The 22,175-nt window shown below is 72.1% G+C and carries 17 protein-coding genes and 1 pseudogene; 6 read left to right on the top strand and 12 right to left on the bottom strand.

Annotation, left to right across the window (positions count from 1 at the left end; all coding sequences use genetic code 11):
- The first annotated feature begins 113 nt into the window (after positions 1 to 113).
- The 3 genes from AB0D18_RS11415 (at position 114) to AB0D18_RS11405 (ending at position 1,880) form a co-directional block, all read left to right on the top strand.
- On the top strand, positions 114 to 914 hold the full coding sequence (locus AB0D18_RS11415; RefSeq protein ID WP_362415932.1) for a helix-turn-helix domain-containing protein: 801 nt from the start codon (positions 114 to 116) through the stop codon (positions 912 to 914).
- 79 nt (positions 915 to 993) lie between these two features.
- Positions 994 to 1,230, top strand: coding sequence for a DUF397 domain-containing protein (locus tag AB0D18_RS11410; RefSeq protein ID WP_362415430.1), 237 nt, complete (start codon positions 994 to 996; stop codon positions 1,228 to 1,230).
- 140 nt (positions 1,231 to 1,370) lie between these two features.
- Positions 1,371 to 1,880 (top strand): DUF664 domain-containing protein, encoded by a 510-nt coding sequence (locus AB0D18_RS11405; protein WP_362415429.1) that lies wholly within the window; start codon positions 1,371 to 1,373, stop codon positions 1,878 to 1,880.
- Between the two features lie 39 nt (positions 1,881 to 1,919).
- Here AB0D18_RS11405 and AB0D18_RS11400 read toward each other — a convergent pair whose 3' ends face one another.
- From AB0D18_RS11400 to AB0D18_RS11360, 9 genes and pseudogenes are all read right to left on the bottom strand, one after another.
- Positions 1,920 to 2,903, bottom strand: coding sequence for an endo alpha-1,4 polygalactosaminidase (locus AB0D18_RS11400; RefSeq protein WP_362415427.1), 984 nt, complete (start codon positions 2,901 to 2,903; stop codon positions 1,920 to 1,922).
- Positions 2,900 to 3,562 (bottom strand): spherulation-specific family 4 protein, encoded by a 663-nt coding sequence (locus AB0D18_RS11395; protein ID WP_362415425.1) that lies wholly within the window; start codon positions 3,560 to 3,562, stop codon positions 2,900 to 2,902. Before AB0D18_RS11395 ends, AB0D18_RS11400 begins: the two co-directional genes overlap by 4 nt.
- 518 nt (positions 3,563 to 4,080) lie before the next feature.
- Positions 4,081 to 4,959 (bottom strand): annotated as a pseudogene (locus tag AB0D18_RS11390) (NAD(P)-dependent oxidoreductase); the annotation flags it as partial.
- Positions 4,960 to 4,965: 6 nt separating this feature from the next.
- On the bottom strand, positions 4,966 to 5,679 hold the full coding sequence (locus AB0D18_RS11385) for a sugar phosphate nucleotidyltransferase (RefSeq protein WP_362415423.1): 714 nt from the start codon (positions 5,677 to 5,679) through the stop codon (positions 4,966 to 4,968).
- A 119-nt stretch (positions 5,680 to 5,798) separates the two neighbouring features.
- Positions 5,799 to 6,800: an SDR family NAD(P)-dependent oxidoreductase gene (locus tag AB0D18_RS11380; RefSeq protein WP_362415421.1), complete on the bottom strand. Its 1,002-nt coding sequence runs from the start codon at positions 6,798 to 6,800 to the stop codon at positions 5,799 to 5,801.
- A 60-nt stretch (positions 6,801 to 6,860) separates the two neighbouring features.
- The gene (locus AB0D18_RS11375; RefSeq protein WP_362415419.1) at positions 6,861 to 8,306 is read right to left on the bottom strand and encodes a hypothetical protein; all 1,446 of its coding nucleotides are present in this window, start codon (positions 8,304 to 8,306) and stop codon (positions 6,861 to 6,863) included.
- Positions 8,303 to 9,832 (bottom strand): GT4 family glycosyltransferase PelF, encoded by a 1,530-nt coding sequence (gene pelF / locus AB0D18_RS11370; protein ID WP_362415417.1) that lies wholly within the window; start codon positions 9,830 to 9,832, stop codon positions 8,303 to 8,305. The genes AB0D18_RS11375 and pelF overlap by 4 nt, the downstream gene beginning before the upstream one ends.
- Before the next feature lie 102 nt (positions 9,833 to 9,934).
- Positions 9,935 to 12,157, bottom strand: coding sequence for a hypothetical protein (locus tag AB0D18_RS11365; RefSeq protein WP_362415415.1), 2,223 nt, complete (start codon positions 12,155 to 12,157; stop codon positions 9,935 to 9,937).
- A 446-nt stretch (positions 12,158 to 12,603) separates the two neighbouring features.
- Complete coding sequence (locus AB0D18_RS11360) at positions 12,604 to 13,125, bottom strand: hypothetical protein (protein WP_362415413.1); 522 nt, start codon at positions 13,123 to 13,125, stop codon at positions 12,604 to 12,606.
- Positions 13,126 to 14,015: 890 nt separating this feature from the next.
- On the opposite strand from AB0D18_RS11360, the gene AB0D18_RS11355 reads away from it, so the two are divergent.
- Together AB0D18_RS11355 and AB0D18_RS11350 are read left to right on the top strand one after the other, a co-directional pair.
- Positions 14,016 to 14,780 (top strand): alpha/beta fold hydrolase, encoded by a 765-nt coding sequence (locus AB0D18_RS11355; RefSeq protein ID WP_362415411.1) that lies wholly within the window; start codon positions 14,016 to 14,018, stop codon positions 14,778 to 14,780.
- A gap of 110 nt (positions 14,781 to 14,890) precedes the next feature.
- Entirely contained in the window at positions 14,891 to 15,388 is a 498-nt protein-coding gene (locus AB0D18_RS11350) for a hypothetical protein (RefSeq protein WP_362415409.1), read from the top strand.
- On the opposite strand, the gene AB0D18_RS11345 is transcribed toward AB0D18_RS11350, so the two are convergent.
- The gene (locus AB0D18_RS11345; RefSeq protein WP_362415408.1) at positions 15,385 to 17,313 is read right to left on the bottom strand and encodes an N-acetylmuramoyl-L-alanine amidase; all 1,929 of its coding nucleotides are present in this window, start codon (positions 17,311 to 17,313) and stop codon (positions 15,385 to 15,387) included. The two genes, AB0D18_RS11350 and AB0D18_RS11345, sit on opposite strands and share 4 nt — an antisense overlap.
- A 320-nt stretch (positions 17,314 to 17,633) precedes the next feature.
- Positions 17,634 to 18,755, bottom strand: a complete 1,122-nt coding sequence (locus tag AB0D18_RS11340; protein WP_362415406.1) for an aminoglycoside phosphotransferase family protein — start codon at positions 18,753 to 18,755, stop codon at positions 17,634 to 17,636.
- 233 nt (positions 18,756 to 18,988) lie between these two features.
- On the opposite strand from AB0D18_RS11340, the gene AB0D18_RS11335 reads away from it, so the two are divergent.
- Entirely contained in the window at positions 18,989 to 20,479 is a 1,491-nt protein-coding gene (locus AB0D18_RS11335) for a hypothetical protein (protein ID WP_362415404.1), read from the top strand.
- 41 nt (positions 20,480 to 20,520) lie between these two features.
- Here the strand turns inward: AB0D18_RS11335 and AB0D18_RS11330 are convergent, their stop codons facing one another.
- Positions 20,521 to 21,969, bottom strand: a complete 1,449-nt coding sequence (locus AB0D18_RS11330) for a SpoIIE family protein phosphatase (protein WP_362415403.1) — start codon at positions 21,967 to 21,969, stop codon at positions 20,521 to 20,523.
- Between the last annotated feature and the right edge of the window lie 206 nt (positions 21,970 to 22,175).

The following is a 22,175-nucleotide window of genomic DNA, read 5'->3' as shown; positions in this document are numbered from 1 at the left end:
CGCCCTTGGGCGCGTAGCCTTTGGTGATGGGGTCCACCACGAGTGAACGTGACGATCCAGCTGTGTGGGACGTCGCACGTCCGCAGCGGCCCAGCCGGGTGGCTGGTGTGGACATGGCCGGGTTCCGGGTGCCCGGCCCGCTCGTCGGCGGCCTGCGGATGGTTCCGCACCCGGCCGTGATGCTGATCCTGGAGTTCGGAGAGAACCCGTCCGGCGTGGAGGACGGCACCGGGCGGCTTCATCGGGGAAGTCTCGTCGCCGGGCCGGGGTTCGGCTCCGGAGGCGGGGTTCGGGCGTGGGGCGAACGTGTGGAGTGCGTGCAGGTGCGTCTGTCGCCCGTGGTCGCGGGTGCGGTGCTGGGCGTCAGTCCGGCCGATCTGGCCGGTTCGCCGGTGTCGCTCGACGAGGTGTGGGGCAGGGAGGCCGCTCGGATACGTGAGCAGCTGGGCGAAATCCCCTTGTGGCAGGACCGCTTCGCGTTCATCGACGCGTTGCTCGCCCGCCGGCTTGAGGCGCGGTCGCCGGTGGACCCGGCGGTGGCCTGGGCATGGAACCGGATCCTCGTCGGCAGGGGCCTCGTCCGGGTCGACCACCTGGCGGCCGAAATCGGATGGAGCCGCAAGCGTCTGTGGTCCCGGTTCCACTCCCACCTCGGCATTCCGCCGAAGAGCGCCGCGAAGCTGGTCCGCTTCGACCATGCCGTGCACCGTCTGGTCGCGGGTGAAGGCGCAGCCCAGGTCGCGGCGGACGGCGGCTACTGCGACCAGTCCCATCTGCATCGCGACGTCATGGAGTTCACCGGTGCGACCCCGGCGACCGTGCGGGGCGAGCCCTTCCTGACGGTGGACGACCGCGCATGGCCGACCGGGGTACGCCCAGCCGGGGCCATCGTGGCCGGAGGCCCTGCCGGATGACTCCCTCCGTGGCCTGTCGGTCACCCGGTGCGATCGCTACTGTGGCTCACGAACGACGACGAACCGGGAGGAGCGCGACGTGGCGACAAGCACGCAGCATGGGCTGGTGGGCTCGGCCAAGCCGGAACTCGACCTGAGTGGGGCCGACTGGCAGTCCGGCAGCAAGGGGGCGGGCGACGTGCAGATCGCCTTCGTCGAAGGGTTCATCGCGATGCGCAACGGGGGCACGCCCGGCAGCCCTTCCCTGATCTTCAACCCGGCGGAGTGGCGCGCCTTCGTGGTCAACGCCAGGGACGGGGCCTTCGACCTGACCTGAGGCCGCTCCTGCCCGAGGCCGCTCCTGCCCGAGGCCGCTCCGACCTGGCGCTGTGGTCGCCTGGCGCCGTGCTTGCCTGATGCCCCGTTTGTCCCATGATGGGTGGGGAGAGAAACCGCAAGCACAGCCGGAGGCGACCCATGCGCACCAGTGACGTACTCGTCGAGGGATTCGGACGGATCAAGGAAGCGGTCCACGAGGCCGTCGACGGGCTGTCGGCCCAGGAGCTGTCCCGGCAGGTGCCGGAGGGGGCGAATACCGTGGGGTGGCTGGTCTGGCACCTCACCCGGGTGCAGGACGACCACGTCAGCGAGGTCGCCGGCCGCGAGCAGGCGTGGACCGAGGACGGCTGGGCCGACCGGTTCGGCCTGCCCCTGGACACCGCCGACACCGGGTACGGGCACACGGCGGAGCAGATGGCTTCCGTGCGGGTGGCGTCCGTCGCCGACCTCCTCGGCTACTACGACGCCGTGCACGGGCGGACCCTCGCCTACCTGGAGAGGATCGGCGAAGACGACATCGACCGGGTGGTCGACAAGGCGTGGAACCCGCCCGTGACCGTGGGCGTACGCCTGATCAGCGTCCTCGCCGACGACCTCCAGCACGCGGGCCAGGCCGCTTTCGTACGGGGATCGCTGCGCGACGGCTGAGGAGGCGGGCTGATCCCGCCTCTGCTCTGCACGGCCTGCTCAGCACGGTCTGCGCCACGGGTCGAGCTCCAGGTTCTTGCGCATGGACGAGAGGCCGAGGCGCCTGCTCTGCGCGCAGAACTCGCCGTTGGGCAGCTCGTACTCCACGTGGAAGACCGCCTTGCCCGCGGTGACGAACGGCCGCAGCGCCGCGCACTCGTCGAACTCCGCGCACTGCTCGTTGACCGCGAAGTCGAAGTTCCTTACCAGTTCCGGGATTTGGGGAAGGTCGTTCTTGAGGCCGACCGCCAGGCCGCGCGCGTGGGCGAGCGAGGACAGCATCCTGTTGTACGCGAGCTGGTGGGCGGCCGAGAGCGGGAAGCCGGTCTTGTTGAGGTAGGCGTCCATCAGGTCCGGCTCGACCGCGTCGAAGCCCTTGCTCCTGCACATGTCGAAGCGCCGCTCCATCAGCGGGCGCAGGACGTCGAGCCTGCGGATGTCCAGCCAGCGTTCGCCGTCCCAGCCGTTCTGCTCGCCCAGGAGCGATGCGGGGAAGTCGCCGCGGTCCGGCCGGAAGTTCTCCCAGGCGCCCGCGTTGATGTAGCAGATCACCTTGCGGCCTGCCGCGTGCAGCCGGGCCACGTCGGCCGCGCTGTTCTCGAAACCGTCGATGTCGTACACCGGCACATCGGTACGGGGATCGACCCGGCCGTCGAGCTGCCACTGCCAGGCGGTGCCGGGGCGCGGCTGCCAGATGCGCCGCAGGGGCGGCGGTCGAGTGGCGGCCGGCTTGCTGGGCGGGGCCGTAGTGGGGGGAGAGGTGGGGGCGGGTCGGGCCGAGCGGGTCGGGCCGACCGCCGGGGAAGGCCGGGGCGCGGCCGTGTCCGGGCCGGACGCCCGCCCCGGTGTCGGGGCGGCGCGCGGTGGTGCGGGATCCGGCGACGCACAGCCCGCGAGCAGGAGCAGGAGAAGGAGCAGAGGCAGGAGCAGGGGCAGTGCTGCCAGGGCAGCCGCGGGCAGCGGCGGACGCGGGGCGGCGGTCATGGGGTGGACTCCTGGAGTTCGGCCGGCAGGGCCGACCAGGGGTTGGGGAGTTCGCCGCCGACCGCGCAGCACACCGCCGCGCCCCGGCTGCGGGCGGTCCGCACGGCGACGCCCGACATTGCGTGCGGGACGCCGTACACCAGGTGGCAGAAGCGTTCCGGGGGATGCCGGGTGGTCCAGCGGGGCCGGTCGAAGGCGGTGACGTAGCTCGTCCAGTGGCCCTCGAACGTGACGATCAGGTCGGCGAGGCGGGCGTAGCCGGGCGCCGGGTGGACGCCCGGGTTGAGGACCACGGTCCGTGCGCCGGTCCGGCGTGCGGACCGGACGGTCCGGCGGCAGTGCGCCAGCGCGGACCGTTCGGCCGGGGCCCGGTCGAAGAACCACCCGTCCACGGCGAACCAGGCACGGTGCCGCTCCAGCTCGACCGCCACCTCGGCGTCCGGGCGGTCCCCGTAGTCCAGGTCGACGTATCCGAGCACCGGAACTCCTGCCGCGCGCAAGGCACTTGATGCGGCGGCGAACGCGGGGTCCGGCCGCTCGCCCGGCCCGTCGGCGGCGTTCAGCACGACGCCGTGGACCCGGCCGGCAGCCTTGGCGGCCAGCCGCCAGGAGTCCGGGTCCACGGACGGGTGCGAGTAGAGCGGCAGCAGTACGCTCACCGCGCGACGTCCGTCGGGGGCTGTGAGCGCGGTGGGTGCTGCGGGTGTGGTGGACGCACCGGCCCGGAGGCCGGTCGGCCGAGTGGGGGTACGGGGCCGGGGCTGCCCTGCGCGGGGAACGGGCGGGGCCCGTCGGCAGTCGGCCTCTCCGGGTGGCCCGTGTGACCCGTGTGGCCGGTGTGGCCCAGTCGGTCCGGGCGGTCCGGGTGGTGCGAGGCCCGCTGCCCCGGGGTGGCCGGGCCGTTCGAAGGCACCGGTCCAGAGCCGGGCGTCCGCTGCCGCCGTACGGGCCCGGGGTCGGCTGTCTGCTGCCCCCGTACGGGGTCGGGTGCCCGCTGTGCTCGTACGGGTCCGGGTCCCGGGTCGGGTGCCCGCTGTGCTCGTACGGGTCCGGGTCCCGGGTCGGGTGCCCGCTGCCCCCGTACGGAGTCGGGCGCCCGCTCCCCCCGCCCCGGACCGGCACCGGGTGCCTGCCGGTGCTGTACGGGTCCGTGCGCGTGCCCCGCGTCCCGTACCGACTCCCACAGCGCCCGCACCGAGTCCTCCAGCGCGTACTCGGGGCGCCAGCCCAGTGCGCTGCCCGCCGCATCGATGTCGGAGCACTGCCAGGAGACGGCGGCCGACCGCGTCGACCCCTCCGAGGTGCTCTCCTCGACGCGGCCCCGGAAGCCCGAGACCCGGATCAGGGCGGTCACCAGGTCGCGGACCGGGACCGCCCGGCCGCCGGACACGTTCACCACCGGTGGCAGCGGGCCCGTGGCCGTCGTCGCCAGGACCACGGCGCGTGCCACGTCACGGGCGTCGACGAAGTCCCGGAAGGCGGACAGGTCGCCGAGCCGCACCACCGCGTCCGGGTCGTCGCCCGCCTCGTACAGCTCCCGGGCGAGGCGTCCCGGCAGCCCGGCCGCCGGGGCGCCGGGCCCCACCGGATTGCCGACCCGCAGGACGACCGCGTCGAGGCCGGACGTGGTGACGGCCAGGGTCCCGGCGAGCTTGGTGGCGCCGTACGGTCCGGCGGGGCGGGTCGCGGCGGACTCGGCGACCCGCACGCCGTGCGAGGTGGTCCCGTACTCGGCCGCCGAACCCAGGTGGACGAGCCGGGCCCGGGGCGCGGACCGGTGCAGGGCGGCGGCCAGGACGGCCGGGCCGCGGGCGTTGACCTCGGCGAGGGTGATCGGGTCGCCGCCGACGTACCCGGCGCAGTTGACCACCACCTCGGGGTCGAACTCCCGTAGCGCGTCGGCGAGTTCACGCAGTGAGACGGTGGCGAGATCCACCTGCAGTCCGGCGCCGGGGCCCCGGCCGCCGCCGAGCAGCCGGACGCCCGTGAGGGCGCCCAACTGCCCGGCGGTGTGAGCGCCCAGGTAACCGGTGGAACCCAGGACGAGAATGCGCATCGGCTCTCAGGCTCCCTTGAGCAGCAGCGAACGGTGCGTGGTGAACTCCGCGTTCGCCCGGTCGTAGTCGTCGGGCCGCCCGATGTCGAGCCAGTAGCCGTCGAACGCGTAGGCGTGCGGCGGATTGCGGGTCTTGAGGAGATCCAGGACCAGCTCGTCGAAGCCCAGCGGCAGGCCCGGCGTGTACCCGTCCAGGGTGGCGCGGGACAGCCCGTACACCCCCATCGACACCCGGTAGTCCACGCTCGGCTTCTCGGTGAACGCGACGACCTTGGTGGCGTCGGTGGTCAGCACCCCGAAGTCGATGCGCACCTGGCGGGCGTAAGTGGCAATGGTGAGCGGGGCGTTGGAGGCACGGTGTGTCTTCAGTACGTCGGCGTAGTCGAGGTCGGTGAGGACGTCGCCGTTCATCACCAGGAACGTCTCCGGCAGCCGGTCGCGCAGGTTGAGCAGCGGTCCGATGGTGCCCAGCGGGCTCTCCTCGATGGCGTAGTCGATCTCCAGGCCCCAGCGTTCGCCGTCGCCGACGTAGGCCCGGATGATCTGGCCGAGATGGCCGATCGCCAGGGTGCAGCTGGTGAATCCGGCGGCCGACAGCTGCCGGAGCACGATCTCCAGAATGGCGTGCTGGTCGCCGATCGGTACCAGCGGCTTGGGAAGTGTGGTGGTGTACGGCCGGAGCCGGACGCCCTTGCCTCCGGCGAGTATCACAGCGTGCATGGGAGCCTCCCTTGGTACGGCGAGTGGGGTAAGTCGTGCTGTGCGTGGGGGAGTCGATGGCTGTGCGTGGAGGAGACGGCGGCTGTCCATGGGGGAATCCGCGCAGGTTTGAGGGAGCGTCAGATGTTGTAGATGTCGGTCTTGTAGCGGGCCAGGTTCGCCGGGTCGCGGAAGAATTCCACGGTCGCGGCCAGCCCCTGCTCCAAGTCGTGGGCCGGGGTCCAGCCGGTGGCGGCGGTCAGCCGGGACGCGTCCGCGACCAGCCGCATCACTTCGGAGTTGGCCGGGCGGATGCGCTGCTCGTCCTCTCGGACGTCCAGGTCCGCCGCCATCACCTTGCCGATGAGCCGCACCAGGTCGCCGATCGAAATCTCCCCGCCCGTACCGGCGTTGAAGGTGCGGCCGACGACGTCGTAGGCGGGTGCCGTGCCGACCGCGAGGAACGCCTGCGCGGTGTCCCGTACGAACGTGAAGTCGCGGGTCGGACGCAGATCGCCGAGGGTGATCGTGCGCGAGCCCGCCGCGACCTGCCCGATCACGGTCGGAATGACCGCCCGCATCGACTGCCGGGGGCCGAAGGTGTTGAACGGGCGCAGGGTGACCACCGGGGTGGCGAAGCTCGCGTAGTAGCTGTCGGCCAGCCGGTCGCCGCCCGCCTTCGAAGCGGCGTACGGGGACTGGGTGTTGATGGGGTGGTCCTCGGTGATCGGCACGGTCTGTGCGGTGCCATACGTCTCGCTGGTCGAGGTGTGCACCAGGCGCGGGGTGTCGAACGCCCGCACCGCTTCGAGGACGTTGAGGGTGCCGGTGACGTTGGTGTCCACGTAACTGTGCGGCGCCTGGTAGGAGTACGGGATCGCGATGAGCGCCGCCAGGTGGTACACGGCGTCCGCCCCTTCGACCAGCGTCCGGACCGAACCCGGGTCGCGGACATCGCCCAGGACGATCTCCACCTGGTCGAGGACGTCTGCGGACAGCGTCTCCAGCCAGCCGTACGAGGAGAAGGAGTTGTACTGCGCCATGGCGCGCACCCGGAAACCGGCGGCGACCAGGGCCTCGGTCAGATGGGAGCCGATGAAGCCCTCGGCGCCGGTGACTGCGGCGAGCGGTGAGGTGGTCAACTTGGGGTTCCTTTAAGGAGGTTGGTGGGGCGGGTAAAGGGGACCGAAGAGCGTGCCGGCTCAGGCGTGCGCCGTCGGCCGGCCGAGCAGAGAGACACAACAGACCAGCAGGGCCACGGCGGCCGTGCCGCAACACAGCAGAGGTACGAGTGGGCCGGGCGGCGGGCCCGGCAGCGCCGCGGCCGAGATCCCGGCCGCGCCCCCTGCCGCTTCCGCGACCACGCCCGCCGCCGAAACCCCGGCCGCGGCCGCCGCACAGATCGCGGCGGGCAGCCAGGCGATGCCGAACGCCTGGAGCAGCAGCGCCGTCCACAGCACCGCCCCCAGGGCGAGCAGCGGCGCCGGCTCGGCCCCGGTCAGCAGCGCCGCCGGAACCAGCGGCAGCAGATAGCCGAGCAGGCACCCGCCCAGCACCGCGGCGGACCGCAGCCGGAACCCGGCAGGCGTCGCCGTCCCCCGCAGCGCCGCCACGTTCAGACCCCGGTAGCGGTAGAGCAGCCACTCGGCGGGGCCCATGCTGAGGGTGAGCGCCACGACGGCGTACGGATGCCGCAGCCCGGCGAACATCACCAGCACCCCCGCGCTCAGGCCGAACAGCCCGTACGGCAGCGAGGCGAGCACACCCGGCCGGACCGCGCCCGCCGCAGGGGCCTCCTTGAGCGCCGTACGGATCGCGTACCAGGCGGCGGCCACCACCAACAGCCCTGTCAGCAACGGCAGTCCGGCCCGCAGCCACGGCCCGGGATCCATCCACGGCAGCAGCGAGGCCCCCACGATCAGCGGCACGAGCGCACCGAGCAGCAGCCGCTCACGGGCGAACACGAGCAGCACGCTCGCCGCCGCGAGATAGACCGACTGCCACACGGTGAACAGGGCGGCAGGCCCGGGACCCACGAGTGCCGTACCCGCCCCCGCCGCCAGCAGCGCCCCCGCCGGAGCCCCGTACAGCAGGGTCCGCCCGGCCTCGTGCCGCCCCGAAGCGAGCCGCAGGTAGGCCCGGTGGGCAAGCCCCTGGCTCCACGCCCACGACAGCAGACCCGCCACGATCAGCGCGAGCACCGCCCCGTCCGCGTACCAGAGCCCGGAGGTCAGCGGGTAGGCGAGTCCGGGCAGCCCGAACAGCGCCCCGCGCAGCGCGCACCGCACATGGTCGGGTGCCCACGGGTCGGCGGCGGACGCCGGCTCGGGGAAGCTGCGCGGCACTCGGGTGTACAGGTCCTCGGCCAGCGAGAACAGGTTCCGGTGCCCGTACTTCTCCTTGATCGCGTCCGCCGTCAGGCCCTCGGACTCCAGCAGGGCGGCCACCTCGTACGGGTGCACGGCGGGCCCGATCCGGTCGGCGAGCTGCGCCGCGAGAGAGTCCACCTCGTCGTCGCTGCGCACCCGCCGCCCGGCACCGATGCGCGGCAGCCGCAGCGCCATCGTCTCCGAGGAGACGGAGGCCAGCCTCAGCATGAGGGTGTCCTCCTTGCCCCGGCCGGGCTCCAGGTACATCGGGCCGCTCATCCGGCCACCTGCCTCAACTGCACAGTCTGGGCAAGGTCGTTGGCCTGCACTGCGGATGCAGTGTCCTGTCCCGACGCCAGATCGACTCCCGAGGCCAGATCGACGTAGATCGCCCGGAAGGTGTCCACGGTCTGCCGCAGCGTGAACTGCTCGATCACCCGCAGCCGCGCCGCCTCGCCCATGCCCGCCCGCCGCCGCGGATCGCGCAGCAGCTCCAGCGCGGCGGCGGCCATCGCGGACGGGTCGCGCGGCGGCACCACGAGCCCCGCGTCGCCGACCGCCTCACGGACCCCGCCCACATCGGTGGAGACCGTGGCCCGCCCGCACGACATGGCCTCGATCAGGGTGAACGGGAAGCCCTCGCTGATGCTGGACAGCATCACCACGTTGCCCGCCGCGTAGGCGTCCTTGATGTCCTCGACGCGGCCCTCGAAGGTGACCGCGTCACCGTGCCCGAGGGACGCCGCCAGCTCCTCGCAGCGCTCCCGGTACGCCTCGCCGCCGCGCGGCGTACCCCCGAACAGCCGCAGTCTGGCCGCCGGAAGCTGGGCGCGCACCTCGGCGAACGCCCGGATCAGCGTCTCCAGGTCCTTGATCGGGTCGACCCGGCCCGCCCAGCTGAGCGTCGGCCCGGCCGGCTCGGGTCCGGCGTGCGGGAAGGCCGCCGGATCGACGCCGTTGTAGACGGTACGGATCAACTCCGGGTCGGCGCCGCCCTGTTCCTCCCACAGCCGGTTGTACCGGTTGCCCGGGGTGATCAGGGCGGCCCGGCGGTACGTCTCCTCCGCGAGCAGCCGGAAGAAGCCGAGCAGCACCGCCTTCACCGGCCACCGGTACGGGGCCGTCCGGTAACCGAGATAGCGCTCGCGCAGGTACACCCCGTGCTCGGTCAACAGCAGGGGTACGCCGTGCAGTTGGAGCCCCGCGAGTCCCGGCAGCACCGCGACTCCGCCGCTCACCGCGTGCGACACCCCCCTCTCGGGGGGCCGGGCGGCCAGGGGCCTGAGCGCGTGCTCCAGGAGCATGGTGGCGGTCACCGCGTCGTGCACGGTGGGCCCGGCCTCCCGGACCGGCAGCCCCGGACGGTTCCAGACGTCGGTGAGCACCCGGATCGCGGCGTCCGCGCGCAGCAAGGGGCTGAGCACCCCGTCCCGGGCCGCGTGCGCCAGCTCGTACAGGGCGGGCGCGAACCCGTCCTCGGCGCCCGGGTCGAGCAGTGCGGTGAGGAACCGGTCGTACGCCGCCAGGACCCGTCGCAGCCGACGGCCTCGCGGCGGTGAACCGGCGGGCGCGGGGCCCCACATGGGGACCGAGACGGGCTCCCGGACATGTGCGGGAAGGTCCCAGGCGAGGGGCTCGCGGCCGGTTCCGGTGACCGCGATGACGTCGAATGCGAGGTCCGGCATTCCGGTGACCAGCTGGTCGCACCAGACACTCACTCCGCCGTGACTGTGCGGATAGGTGCCTTCGGTGAGGAGGGTGACCCGCACAGCACCGGAGTGCGGTGCGCGGTGTGGATCGAGCATCGATGCGCTCCACGGCAAGAGGGTGCGGAAGAAGCGAGGGGAGCGGGCCGGCCGCCGCGTCGCGGCCGGCCCCTCGTGCCCCTCGGTGGTGCGTGGCCGGGATCAGCGCTGACTGCGGTACGGCACCGGCCGTGCGACGCCCGGCGGAACCGGGGCGCGCGGTGCGGTCTGCTGCGGCGCGGGGGTCGCTCTGCCCTTGGCGATGCCCTTGGCGATGTCCTTCGCGGTGGCGAGCGGTGGCACCTCGGCCGGGGTCAGCGCGAGGGTCACCTCACTCTGTGCGGTGTCGGGTGCCACCCACCCGGACACCGTCCCGGCGTACGCCTGCCCGAAGGTATCGGTGCCGGAGGTGAGGACTCTGCGGGTGCCGTCGGGCATGGTGGCGGTGGCCCGCACACCGGCCGGGGCCTGCACGGTCACGGCGCTGCCGATGCGGTACGCGGTGACCTGTCCGGCGTCCAGGGCGGCCGTCCATGCCGCCCGGTCGCGCAGCTCCGCGCCGATGTCGCGCATCCGCAGGTTCACCAGAGGCGCGGACGCCGTGTACAGGGCGTCGTACCCCTGGATCGTGCCGTCCAGGACGGGGTAGGCGATGCGGTCCTCGGCGAGGTTGGACTGGTGGATGAAGTGCGGGCGCGGATCGTTGCCCAGCACATGGCTCATCGCGGTGCTGATCTCCTGCGGCACGATGTGCTGCGCGTACCCGGTGGCCGCGTCGAGCGGGCCCGGCAGGCAGGTGGTCGAGGGCAGATCCTCGCAGAGGCCGCTGCCGCCCTGGGCGCGGCTGGTGTAGATCCAGTTGTACTCGTCGACCTGCTCGGCGACCCGGCCCGCGTTGTAGAAGATGTTGATCGGGTGGCGGGAGACTGTACGGGCCTGGCCGACCAGGCGCTGCTGCGGTTCGCGGGAACTGTCCGAGCCGAGCCAGCCGATGCCGTTCGCGGCGAGGGCCAAGGCGAGGTTCGGGTTGTCCTCGGGCTGCTGCGGCGAGATCTTCAGCCCGGAGTGCTCACCGGTCACCAACTCGTCGTTGAACACCGGGAGTTGCTGGGTTGCGGCCCACTGCCGGTTGTCGGCTATCTGCCGGGATATCTCGGCCTGGCTGACGTACTTCACCGAGCCGTCCGGGTTCTTCGCACACTTCCACGGGACGCTGGAGATGTCCTGCTCGCACCCGAGGTAGGGGTGGTCGTAGGTGTGGTTGACCCAGCGGAACTCGTCGCGCTTCGCGCCGAAGGAGTCGGCGAGGGGGTCCGCACCGTTGTTGTTCTCGCGGTGCTCGACGCTGCCGCCGCCGTTGTACGCGAGGTCCAGGGTGAAGCCCCGGGACTTCGACCAGTCGGCGGCGTGCTGGACGTCGTCCGGGGTCATCCGGATCGGGTTCGGCTGCCCCTGCCCCGGCGGGCAGTCCACGTCGCCCGGGGTGCAGTTGAGCCGGGAGTCCCAGCGGTCGTCGGCGGCGAAGACGTCGTCGATGTGCACGGAGAAGTAGTTGCGGGCCGCGCCGAGGCGGACGTTCTGCGTCATCCAGTCGACGATGCCGCGCGCCAGGAGCCGGAACTGCTGCTGGTACTGGTTGTACGCGAAGGTGACGACCAGCTCGCGGCGGCCGTCGTGCCGGTACTCGCCGACGAGACTGCCCGTGCCGGTCCCGCCGGGGATCGGCGCCTCGACGTAGGCGGTGAAGTCGGCCCCGGGGGCGGGCTTGGCGAGGAACGCGTAACTCTCGCCCACGGTCGGGGAGTTGTTCTCGAACGGGACCTCCCCTTCGAGATACCCGAAGGGCCCGCCGCGACCGGCGGCCGTCACCTCGGCCCGCAGGCCGTCCACGGAACCGCTGTAGGCGGGCACCTGGAGACCCACTTGGGGGCGGGCATAGGTGTACGCGTTGACCTGGGGCACCGCGTAGAGCGTCTCGTACCTGACGAGCGCGGCCAGTTCGCCCGAACCCGCCGGGAACGGGTTGTCGTTCGGCAGTACGACCGCCTGGTACTTGGCCCGGGGCCGCCCGTCCACGGTGTCGGCGAGGAAGGCGGCGTCGATCACCTGCCGCCCCGCCCTGGTGAGGTCGACGAGGGTGAACGGCGTTCCTGCGGCGCTCAGTTCGGCGGCGATGGCGGCGGTCGCGGGACCGCCGTCGCTGACCACCAGGACGCGCAGGTCGATGCGCGGCACCTGTTCGCCCGCCGCGGCTGCGGGTGCCCCGGCCGCCGGAGATCCGGATGAGGCCGCCGCCGGTAGGCCGAACGCGGGCGCTGCGGGTAAGCCGAGCGCCAGTACGAGCACTCCGGCGCCGAGCACGCCGTGACGTCTGATCCGCTTCATGCGGTGTGATTCCCTCCCGAACGGGGCCGTGCGGCACTGTCGCCGGGCGGCCCCCCACCCCCACGCGGCGACACCCCTGGGATATGGGTGGTGCCGCCGTGTTCTGATGCGACACATATTCCTGCCTAAGTGCCCAACTTGTGTGTCTGATGTGAAAGTTGACGAAAAAATGCAGGTGTCGTCCGAAAGATTGAGGCAAGGAGAAGGGGGTCCGCGGGGTCGCTGCGGGGGAGCCCCTCCGAGGGCTTCGAAGGGTGCCCGGGGCAGGTGGGAGAAGGCGGCAAACGCTTTCCGTGATCCCGGGGACACTCTTCGTGAACATCCACTGGAGTAGTCCAATTCCGGTTGATCCAGTGCGCTTCTTCCGGCCACGCACAAGACCGGCCGACCTCGGGGGAGGGAGATCGGCCGGTCGTCAGGGGAAGCGCCCTGCGGTGGGGGCGGGGTCAGCTCTGTGCGGGGGTGGCGCAGGCGATCGTGGTACCGGGGGTGTTGAAGATGCCGTCCTTCACGGTCTGGCCGTTGTTGTACTCGTAGTAGAGGTACGAGTAGAAACCGATGGTGCCGTTGCAGCCGGAGTCGGCGGCTATCTGCACGGCGAGCGTCACGGTGCGGGAAGCGCCGGGGGCGAGCGGAATCGCGTAGTTCACACCGAGGCTGCCGGTCCCGGTCCCGGTACAGCTGACGCCCTCCGAAGTGCAGGAGGTGAAGGCGTACTTGAGGTCGGTGCGCTGGGTGGTGGGCCAGGTCGGCTGGACCGACTGGTAGACGAACCAGATGTCGGTGGCCTGGTTGTTGGTGAGGGTCATCGTCAGGTTGACCGTGGAGCCCGGCGTCACCGAGGCCTGATCCGAACTGAACGTCAGATCGGGGGTGTCGGCGCCGGCGGGCTGCCCCAGGCCGAGCAGGGCGAGGGCGAGTGCGAGGACTGTCGCGAGACCGAAACGTCTCAGATCTGTGATGCGCATGGGGCCGGAGACTAGAAGCGGGGTGGTCTCGCCGTCTTCCCCCGCCGCTCCGGGGTGCGACCCGTGCGGCTGGATCCTTCCACCTCCGGAACCGCGCTGTCCGGGGTCGGCGGGGAGAGCAATGTGCTGTACGGAGCGTGCGCGCATGATCGCTTCCGGTCATGCCGCACTGCCGAACGGCCCCTGGGGGGCCTGCACGCTAATGGCCGGAACTCTGCGCGGGTGGGCGCGGGGCGGAGCGTGGCGCCGGACCGAAAAGGCAGGCAATCCGGACAGGCGGTGAAAGTTAAGCGGACCTGCGGAGTCCGACATCCGTCCGAGACGGAGGGGATCACCCCGAATGTGCGGCGTCCGCACGGGGCGGGTGGGGGCGGTGCACAAAGGGGAGTTCTGCCGCTGTCGCGGAGATGGCCGGTCAGGGGCGGTCGCGCGGCGCGGCGAAAGCGGCTCTGTGAGGGAAAAGTGAAGGGAGGGGTGTGGCTGAGTCTTGCGGGCGGTGGGTGGCCGAGCTTGCCTGCGGCGCTTGGTCCCCACCCGCCCCTTCCCTAAACCGCCGGCCGCGGGGCTGGGGAGTTTTCGTGCGGGTGCGTCGTGGCTGGTCGCGCAGTTCCCCGCGCCCCTGAAGGGGCACTTCAGCCCGTCCGGCGTTTGAGGACGCGCGGCGCAGCCGTGCACCGGGCGCAGCCCGGGACGCCCGCCCCCACCGGCGCCAGCCCTGATGCCCCCAGCCCCGCGGCAGCGGTTTAGGGAAGGGGTGGGTGGGGGACCAAGCCCCGCGCAGCGGCAAATCCACCCGCACATCCACGCCCGCATGCCCACGCCCGCACGCCCGCCCGCCCTCGTCCCCGACCCGCACCCGCACCCGCACCCGCACCCGCAAAGGAGACCCCATGACCCACTTCCTCCTCGTCCACGGCGGCTACACCGGCGGCTGGATCTGGCGCGACACCGTCGCCGCTCTCCGCCGCCTGGGCCACGAGGCTCACCCCCTCACCCTCACCGGCCTCGGCGACCGCCGTCATCTCGCCACTCCCGCAACGGACTTGGAAACCCACATCGAAGACGTCACCCAGACCATGGACCATCTCGTCGACGACGGCGGTCCTCTCGTCCTCGTCGGCCACAGCTACGGCGTCCACCCCGCCGTCGGCGCCGCCGTCCGGCGGGCCGGACGGATCGCCCGGGTGGTCTGTATCGACGCCCCGCTCCCCGTCGACGGCGAATCCGTCCTCGACGGCATCCCCGATCCCGCCTGGCGCGAGTCCGTGGCCCAGCGGGCGGCGGACTTCGACGGGTGGCGGCTGCCGCCACCGCCCCTGTCGGAGGCGCTCCTCTGGGGTTCGCTGGACGGCGTTCCCGACGACGCCCGCAAGCGCATCGAGCAGCTCGCCGCACCCCAGCCGTACGCCACCCTCACCCGGCCGATCCGGCTGTCGGCGGACGGCTCGCGCCCTCCCGTCACCGGCATCCTCTGCACCCGCGACGGCCGCGCCTCGATCGCCGGCGTCGAAGCCCTCGTCGCCACCGGTGACCCCCGCTTCCAGGAGCTGGCCGGACCCGACGTCACCTTCTTCGACCTCGACACCGGCCACTATCCGATGCTCTCGTGCCCGCAGGAGCTCGCCCGGCGTACTCGTTCGCGCGGCAGCCGGTGAGGGGCACCGGATCCAGCCAGGACCACCGCGGCAGTAACGGGCCGGCAAAGGGTCGGGCAAAGGGTCCGGCCGCTTTTCCACCGCCCTTCCCGGCCACGTACCATGTCCGCATGTCCTTCCTCCGCCGCCGCCCCTCCGCCACGCCCGCGGGCCCGGAATTCGACGTCCTCGCGATGGACCCGGGCGACTGGCCGGGCGACCTCGGGGCCGGGCTGCTGCCCGCTCCCGACGGCAGTTGCCAGGGCGTCTTCCTCCGGTACGACCTGTTCGGCGGGCGCGGCCCCGCAATGATCATCGGGAACCTGCCCGAAGGGTCCCCGGCCCGTGAGCTCGCCGAGGGCCAGGTCCCCTTCGAGGTGGCCCAGCTCCTCCTCGCCCTGGAGAACGACGAAGAGGTCGAGGTCGTCAGCACCGAGGACATGCCCGTCATGCAGGGCGACAACCTGCTGATCGTGCGCCGCCTCAAGCTCTCCGAGAGCCGGATCTCCTGCGTGCAGTTCGACCGCAGCGACAACGTCCTTGTCACGATCGCCAGTTGGGACCGGCCGATCACCGACGACCTGTACGCGCTGCTGAAGCCGCTCCCCGCGGAGATGTTCCAGGGCTAATCCCTGCTGTCGGCGGCCCGTCCCACCAAGGAAACGTCCGACGCCTTCACGTATCCGATCCGGTGGCCGTACTGGATCTCGTAGTAGATCTCCTTGCCCCGGACCACGCGTCCCGGCTTCCCGTACTCCGACGCGTAGAAGTACTCACCCGCCGTCCGCTGCCCGACGACGTACCGCTGTCCCGCCAGAATCCGGTACGCCAGCGGGACGACCGGCTGTACGGGCACGCCCGCCGGGTACGCGGACGCCTCCGGGTAGGCCCTGCCGTAGACCGGGATGTCGCGGAGGCCGTCGCGCGGGGTGAGCAGCCGGGCCCGTACGTTCACCGCGGTCGGCTCGGCGGCCGGATTGAGGAACCAGGCCTTCTGGCCGAGGTACCAGATCGCCGTCCAGTCCCCGCGCCGCTCCGCCACCGCATAGCTCTGGCCGGTCGAGGCCCGCGCCCCCGTGTCATTGACGCCGGTCGTCGAGTCCTCGCCGCCCGGACGCCGGCCGATGTCCTTGACCAGCGGGGCGGCCGGGTCCGGAGCGGTGTGCAGTCGGACCGCGCCGGATGCGTGCTCGGGGCACGGCTCGGCCGGCTTCTTGCCGCAGCCGGTGTACGGCGGCCGGTACGCCTCGTACTCCGGGCGTACGGTGACCGCCGCGCTGCGGGGGCCGGCCGTCGCCTCGAACGGCCTGCCCAGCAGCTCGAAGTAGTGCGCCCAGTCCCAGTAGGGGCCCGGGTCGGTGTGCATGCCGCGCACCGCGTCCGGGAGCGCGCCGGGCACGTTGTCGTGACCGATGACGTGCAGTCGGTCCAGCGGGATGTCGTACTTCGCGGCGAGATGACGTACGAGACGGGCCGACGCCCGGTACATCGCCTCCGTGTACCAGGCGTTCGGCGCGGTCAGGAAGCCCTCGTGCTCCAGGCCGACCGACTTGGCGTTGGTGTACCAGTTGCCCGCGTGCCAGGCCACGTCCTTCAGCGGCACGTGCTGCGCGATGTGCCCGTCCGAGGAGCGCAGCGTGTACTGCCAGGACACGTAGTCCGGCCTCTGGACGAGGCCGACACTGGTCTTCCAGGAGCCCTCGGTGTCGTGGATGACGAGGTAGTCGATGCTGCTGTCACGGTCCCGGTCGCCCAGGTCGTGGTTGCCGTAGTCGGTGCCTTCAAGCTTCTTGTACGGGGCGGGAATCCACTCGCAGGACACGGCGGCGGGACACTCGACGGGGTCGGTGGGCGCAGGGGTACGAGCCGGGGCAGCAGCGGCGTTGCCAGCGGCGGCGGGCGCGGGCGCGGGTGTGGCGGGCAGGGTGACCGACTGGCCGCTGTCCGTGGTGCGGTGCTGCCCCGCCCGGATCACCGCGTACACCTCGTCGGCGTACGCCCGCGCGGCTCCCGGGTCGTCGGAGCCGGAGTAGCGCTGCACCGCCCCGTACCAGTCGGCCGGGGCCGTGCCCGGAGCCCGGCCGAGCTGCTGCTGGGCGGCGGCGAGCAGGGCGGCGCCGCCCAGCACGTTGGCCGCCGGATCGCTGCGCAGCTTCTCGGCGGGCAGCCCGGTGAGCGCGGCGGCCCGCGCCAGCGTCCCTGTCCCGTCGGTGAGGTGCATCGGACCGTATCCGCCGGTCACGCTCGGCGCTCCCTCGTGCGCGTCCCACCGGGACTGGAGGTAGGAGACCCCCAGCAGCACGCTCGGCGGCACCCGGTACCGGGCGGCCGCGGCGGCGAAATCCCGCTGCAGGGTGCCGGGCTGCGGATCCTGGACGGTGGCGGCCGGGGTGTGGGCGGCATGGGCCGACGTGGCGAGGGGGACGAGAGAGGACAGCAGGAGTGCGGCGGACGCCGCGACGCCCCCCGTCCTGGTGGCGGAAAGGCACGCGGGAAGGTGCAAGGCGTCCTCCGGGAAACGAACGGGCCGGGCCGGGTCGGCAGAGCCGCTCATGATGCCCATCCGGACCGCCCGGACCGCGCAGGGCCGGCCGGCCGCGTCGCGTGGCGTCCCGCGAATGGGGCTGCCACTACAGCGGAACTGCCGCTTCGCGCAAGAGAGTTGGGGTCACCGGTGGAAGGCGGCAGCCGTTGCGGGCGCACCACCTGTTCGGGCGAAAGACCGACAGGCCGATAGGCCGACAAGGCGACAGGCCGACAGACCGACAACGCGACAGAGCGAGCGCACGACAGGGCGAAGGGCAGTGCCCGCGCCCAGGCACTGCCCTCCGCCCTTCCCCTCCACCCGCCGTGGCCCGCGGTCCGCACTCCGCCTCAGCGGGTACCGACCGCCGCACGCACCGCCCGGCGGACCAGCCCGCAGTCGTCGTGCAGCCGCCGCAGCAGCAGCCGCTGCTCCTCGCCGGGAGAGATCCCGGAGCTGCCCAGCGTGCCGGCCGGCGGGGACTCCCGCATGGTGCGCTGCACCTTCGCCTCGTACGAACGGACTTCGCGCGTCGTGACGAGCATCAGGTTGACCAGGAAGGCATCGCGGGCCGCGGTGCCCGCCGCCTGGGCGAGCTGGCTGATCTGACGGCGGGCCACCGGAGAGGCGTCGCCGAGGATCATCCACAGGGTCGCCAGGTCGTACCCCGGCAGATACCAGCCCGCGTGTTCCCAGTCGACCAGCACTGGACCGGCCGGCGACAGGAGAACGTTGGAGAGCAGGGCATCGCCGTGGCAGAACTGCCAGGGGAGCGAGGACCGGGAGATGCCGTGCAGCAGCTTCTGCAGGTCACCCAGGTCACGGTCGGTGAACAGGCCCAGTGCGTGGAAGTCGGTGAGCCGCTTGCCGTAGTTGAGGGGCTGACCGAACATCTCGGCCGGCGGGCGCCAGTGGTTCAGCTTGTCGACCGCGCCGAGGGCGGCCCGGACGTCGGCACGGGGCGGAGCTTCGGCCGGGTGTCGCGTCAGGGCCGCCGCCCGGCCCGGCATCCGCTCGATCACCAGTGTGCAGTTGTCGGGATCCGCGGCGATCAGCCGCGGGACCCGCACCGGTGGGCGGTGCCGGACGAAGGCGCGGTAAACAGCTATCTCGTGCCTGAACCGCTCGGTCCACTGGTCGGAGTGGTCGAGTAAACACTTCGCCACCGCGGTCGTACGTCCGACTGTGCCGACGAGCAGCACGGAACGTCCGCTGCGGCGCAGTACCTGCACCGGGTTGAACTCCGGGCAGATCCGGTGCACCGATGCGAGAGCGGACCGCAGCTGCGCACCCTGGGGGCCGGACAAGTCGAGTCTCCCGCTGAGCGGTTGGGTTCCGAGCCCCGCCGCACGCCGCGCCCGACCGGTGCCCGCCGCTGCGGCGTGGTGCGGGTCGAGATACGGTCCACCGCCCCCCGCCAGCGGGCGGTGCGGCCGGGGCGGGGCGGTCACGGAGGAAGATGCTGTGTACATGGGCGGTACAGGTCCCTTCGTGCGCCGACGAGTTGCGTGCGCCGCCCGTCCCGGCAGACGGTCCGCACCCTGGGGAGTACGTGCCGGCTGCCGGGCCGGGGTGGCGCTTTCCTACCTGACACCCGGCCGCGGGTGGCACACCATCTGGCGCACCCTGGCGAACCCTGGCGAATAGTCGCGACGCATATCGCAGCGGGTTAGTGTCAAGTCAGCCGAGAACCTGGGGGCTTGACGTGACCGGAGAACCCAACACCCGCCTGAACGACCTGTTCGGCCTCACCGGGTGGTCCAAGGGGGAACTCGCGAGAATGGTGAACCGGAAGGCGGCGGCCATGGGCCATCCGCAACTGGCCACCGACACTTCGCGGGTACGACGCTGGATCGACATGGGGGAGTCCCCCCGAGATCCGGTGCCCAAGGTGCTGGAGGCTCTGTTCACCGAGCGGCTCGGCCGTGTCGTGACCATCGAGGACCTCGGGTTCACTCGCACTGGCCGCACGGGACGACGCCGGGCTCCGGGCAAAACCGACCACCCCGACGGCGTGCCGTGGACGTCCGAGCAACTGGCCGAGATCCTCTCCGAATTCACGGGAATGGACCTCATGCTCAACCGACGCGGCCTGGTGGGCGCGGGCGCCGCGCTCGCCGCCGGCTCCGCACTGACCAGCGCCATGCACGACTGGCTGCACTCCGATCCGACTCTCGCGGCCGACGGGCCGCGCATCAACGAACCCCTGCACATGGAACGCGCAGGGTACGACCTCTACGAAGCGGCCCCCGTCGGGTCGCAGGAGATCGACGCACTTGAGCGCTCGGTCGACGTCTTCCGCGCCTGGGACGCCTCACGTGGCGGCGGCCTCCAGCGCAAGGCGGTCGTTGGCCAGCTCAACGAGGTGGGCGGCATGCTCTCCTACCGTCAACCCGCCCATCTGCAAAGGCGGTTGTGGGGGGTCGCCGCCAACCTGGCGGTCCTGGCCGGCTGGATGTCGCACGACGTCGGCCTGGAACCCACCGCCCAGAAGTACTTCGTCATCGCCGCCCACGCGGCCCGCGAGGGCGGCGACCGGCCGCGTGCCGGCGAAGCGCTCTCCCGGGCGGCCCGGCAGATGGTGCACCTCGGCAAGCCCGACGACGCACTGGACCTGATGAAGCTCGCCAAGTCCGGCTCCGGCGAACAGACCCTGCCGCGCACCCGGGCCATGCTGCACACCATTGAGGCCTGGGCGCAGGCCTCCATGGGCCATGGGCAGGCGATGCGGCGCACCCTCGGCGAGGCCGAGGAGCTGTTCGTCTCGGACAACGGCGACGTACCGCCGCCGAGTTGGATGCAGATGTTCGACGAGGCGGACCTGCACGGCATGCAGGCCCTCGCGTTCCGTACGCTCGCCGAGCACGAGCCGTCCGCAGCGGTGACCGCCCAGCGGCACGCCAGGCTCGCCCTGGAACTGCGGCCCGACGGGCGTCAGCGCTCCAAGCTCTTCGACCACATCTCGATGGCCTCGGCCTGCTTCATCGGCAACGACCCCGACCAGGCCGCCCGGTACGCGCGGCTGGCCCTCAGCTCCATGGGGGAGACCTCCTCGCACCGCACCTGGGACCGGCTGCGCAGCATGTACCGGCTCACGGCGCAGTACGCGAACTACCCGATGATCGAGGACCTGCGCCGGGAGCTGGAGCGGGTGATGCCGAAGAAGGTGGGCGGAGCCAGGGGGGCGGCCGTCTAGCGGCCGGTCCAACAGCCCTGGCGGCGCCGGTCCAGCAGGCCCTAGCGGCCGGGACGCTCGTCGATCCGGGCGATCAGTACGCAGGCGTCGTCCTCGCGCTCCGTCTCTCCGAACTCCTCCAGCACCAGCCGTACGCATTCGCGTGCGCTGCGGGTGTCGGCGAACCGAGGGGCAAGGGCCAGCAGCCTGTTCCGGCTCTCCACGTCCGTGGTGCTGCGCCGCGACAGTCCGTCGGTGTGCAGGAGCAGCAAATCGCCCTCGCGGAGGGTCACTTCGGCCTGCTCGTACGCAGTGCCTGTCGTCGCGCCGAGCAGCACGCCCTGCGGCGGGGTCAGCGCGCGGCCCCTGCCGTCGCGGAACAGCAGCGGGGCCGGGTGTCCGGCCTGCGCCCAGGTGAGGAGGCGGGTTTCCGGGTCGTACTGGCAGCAGACCGCGCTGCCCAGGGAGGGGTGCGCGGAGGACGTGCCGAGCAGCTGGTTGAGGTGGCCCATCAGCACGCCGGGGCGCACGCCCGCGAGGGCCATGCCGCGCAGTGCGCCGAGCAGCATCGCCATGGAGGAGGTGGCACTCACCCCGTGACCGGTCAGCCCGCCGACGGTCAGCAGTGACTGGCCGTCGGCCAGTTCCATCGCGTCGTACCAGTCCCCGCCGACCAGCTCGCCGCTGGCGGAGGGCAGGTAGTACGCGGCGAGATCGAGCGCGCCGCCCGCCGGAAGGGGCGCCGCGCCGCGCCACGAGGGCAGGACGGCCTCCTGGAGCTGCACCGCCATCTTCCGTTCGGTCCTGGCGAGATGGCGGTGCAGCTCCAGCGAGTCCTGCTTCTCCCGGACGGCGCGCTGGGTGCGGCGCAGTGCGCTGATGTCGCGCAGTACGGCCCACATCGAGGCGGTGCAGCCGTCGGCGTCGAGGACGGGCTCGCCCATCATGTGCAGGGTGCGCACCGCGCCGTCGCCGGCTCGTACGATCCGGAACTCGCCGTCGATGGGCTTCCCGTCCACCAGGCAGTCGGTCACCATCGCGGTGAGCAGGCACTGGTCGTCGGCGAGCAGCATGGACGGCAGTTCGTCCAGGGAGAGCGGGCCGCTGCCCGGGGAGCGTCCGAAGATCTCATACAGCTCGTCGGACCAGCTGACCTCGTCGGTGAGCAGATTCCATTCCGCGCTGCCTACCCGGGTGAGCAGCGAGCCCCGGCCGGTGCCGGGGATGACCGCAGGTGAGGGCGGGGCGGCGGCCGATTCGACCGGAGCGGACGGCAGTCCGTCCTTCAGCTGCCCCAAGTGGGCGCCCAGATCGTCGAGTTGATGAACCGCCAGGTCGCACAGCGCGCGCTCCCAGCGCACCTGGGCGTCGTCCATCTCGTCGAGCGGCGCGTCCCGGCGGACCGCGTCCATGTCGCCGCGCAGCCGGCGGGTCTGCGTGATCAGTGCGTCGACCATGCCCCGCTCGGGAGGCTGCGGCGCGGGGCGGTCCGCGAACAGGGGGGACGGCATGGCGTACTCCGTTTGCAGGCGCGGCCGGGACTGTCTGTCGGTCTTCGGTGCGGCGGGTCCGGTGGTCCGTGATGCGTGCGCACCGCTGGGTGCTGAAGGGTGCTGCTGGGTGCGCGGACGGTGGAAGTCGACCGTTAAGACTCTGGCACAGGGAGTGGGGGCCCGTAAGGCGTTTGGCAACACTCGATCCGGTGGTGCACCCGGCA

The organism is Streptomyces sp. NPDC048442 (assembly GCF_040651475.1).
Classification (GTDB): domain Bacteria; phylum Actinomycetota; class Actinomycetes; order Streptomycetales; family Streptomycetaceae; genus Streptomyces.
The sequence above is the reverse complement of the archived record's forward strand: the minus strand, read 5'-3'. Positions and strand labels throughout refer to the sequence as shown.

Coding starts and splice junctions, on each gene's coding strand:
- AB0D18_RS11415 (WP_362415932.1), top strand. CDS start 114: ATGGCCGGGTTCCGGGTGCCCGGCCCGCTCGTCGGCGGCCTGCGGATG.
- AB0D18_RS11405 (WP_362415429.1), top strand. CDS start 1,371: ATGCGCACCAGTGACGTACTCGTCGAGGGATTCGGACGGATCAAGGAA.
- AB0D18_RS11400 (WP_362415427.1), bottom strand. CDS start 2,903: ATGACCGCCGCCCCGCGTCCGCCGCTGCCCGCGGCTGCCCTGGCAGCA.
- AB0D18_RS11385 (WP_362415423.1), bottom strand. CDS start 5,679: ATGCACGCTGTGATACTCGCCGGAGGCAAGGGCGTCCGGCTCCGGCCG.
- AB0D18_RS11375 (WP_362415419.1), bottom strand. CDS start 8,306: ATGAGCGGCCCGATGTACCTGGAGCCCGGCCGGGGCAAGGAGGACACC.
- pelF (WP_362415417.1), bottom strand. CDS start 9,832: ATGCTCGATCCACACCGCGCACCGCACTCCGGTGCTGTGCGGGTCACC.
- AB0D18_RS11365 (WP_362415415.1), bottom strand. CDS start 12,157: ATGAAGCGGATCAGACGTCACGGCGTGCTCGGCGCCGGAGTGCTCGTA.
- AB0D18_RS11360 (WP_362415413.1), bottom strand. CDS start 13,125: ATGCGCATCACAGATCTGAGACGTTTCGGTCTCGCGACAGTCCTCGCA.
- AB0D18_RS11355 (WP_362415411.1), top strand. CDS start 14,016: ATGACCCACTTCCTCCTCGTCCACGGCGGCTACACCGGCGGCTGGATC.
- AB0D18_RS11350 (WP_362415409.1), top strand. CDS start 14,891: ATGTCCTTCCTCCGCCGCCGCCCCTCCGCCACGCCCGCGGGCCCGGAA.
- AB0D18_RS11345 (WP_362415408.1), bottom strand. CDS start 17,313: ATGAGCGGCTCTGCCGACCCGGCCCGGCCCGTTCGTTTCCCGGAGGAC.
- AB0D18_RS11340 (WP_362415406.1), bottom strand. CDS start 18,755: ATGTACACAGCATCTTCCTCCGTGACCGCCCCGCCCCGGCCGCACCGC.
- AB0D18_RS11330 (WP_362415403.1), bottom strand. CDS start 21,969: ATGCCGTCCCCCCTGTTCGCGGACCGCCCCGCGCCGCAGCCTCCCGAG.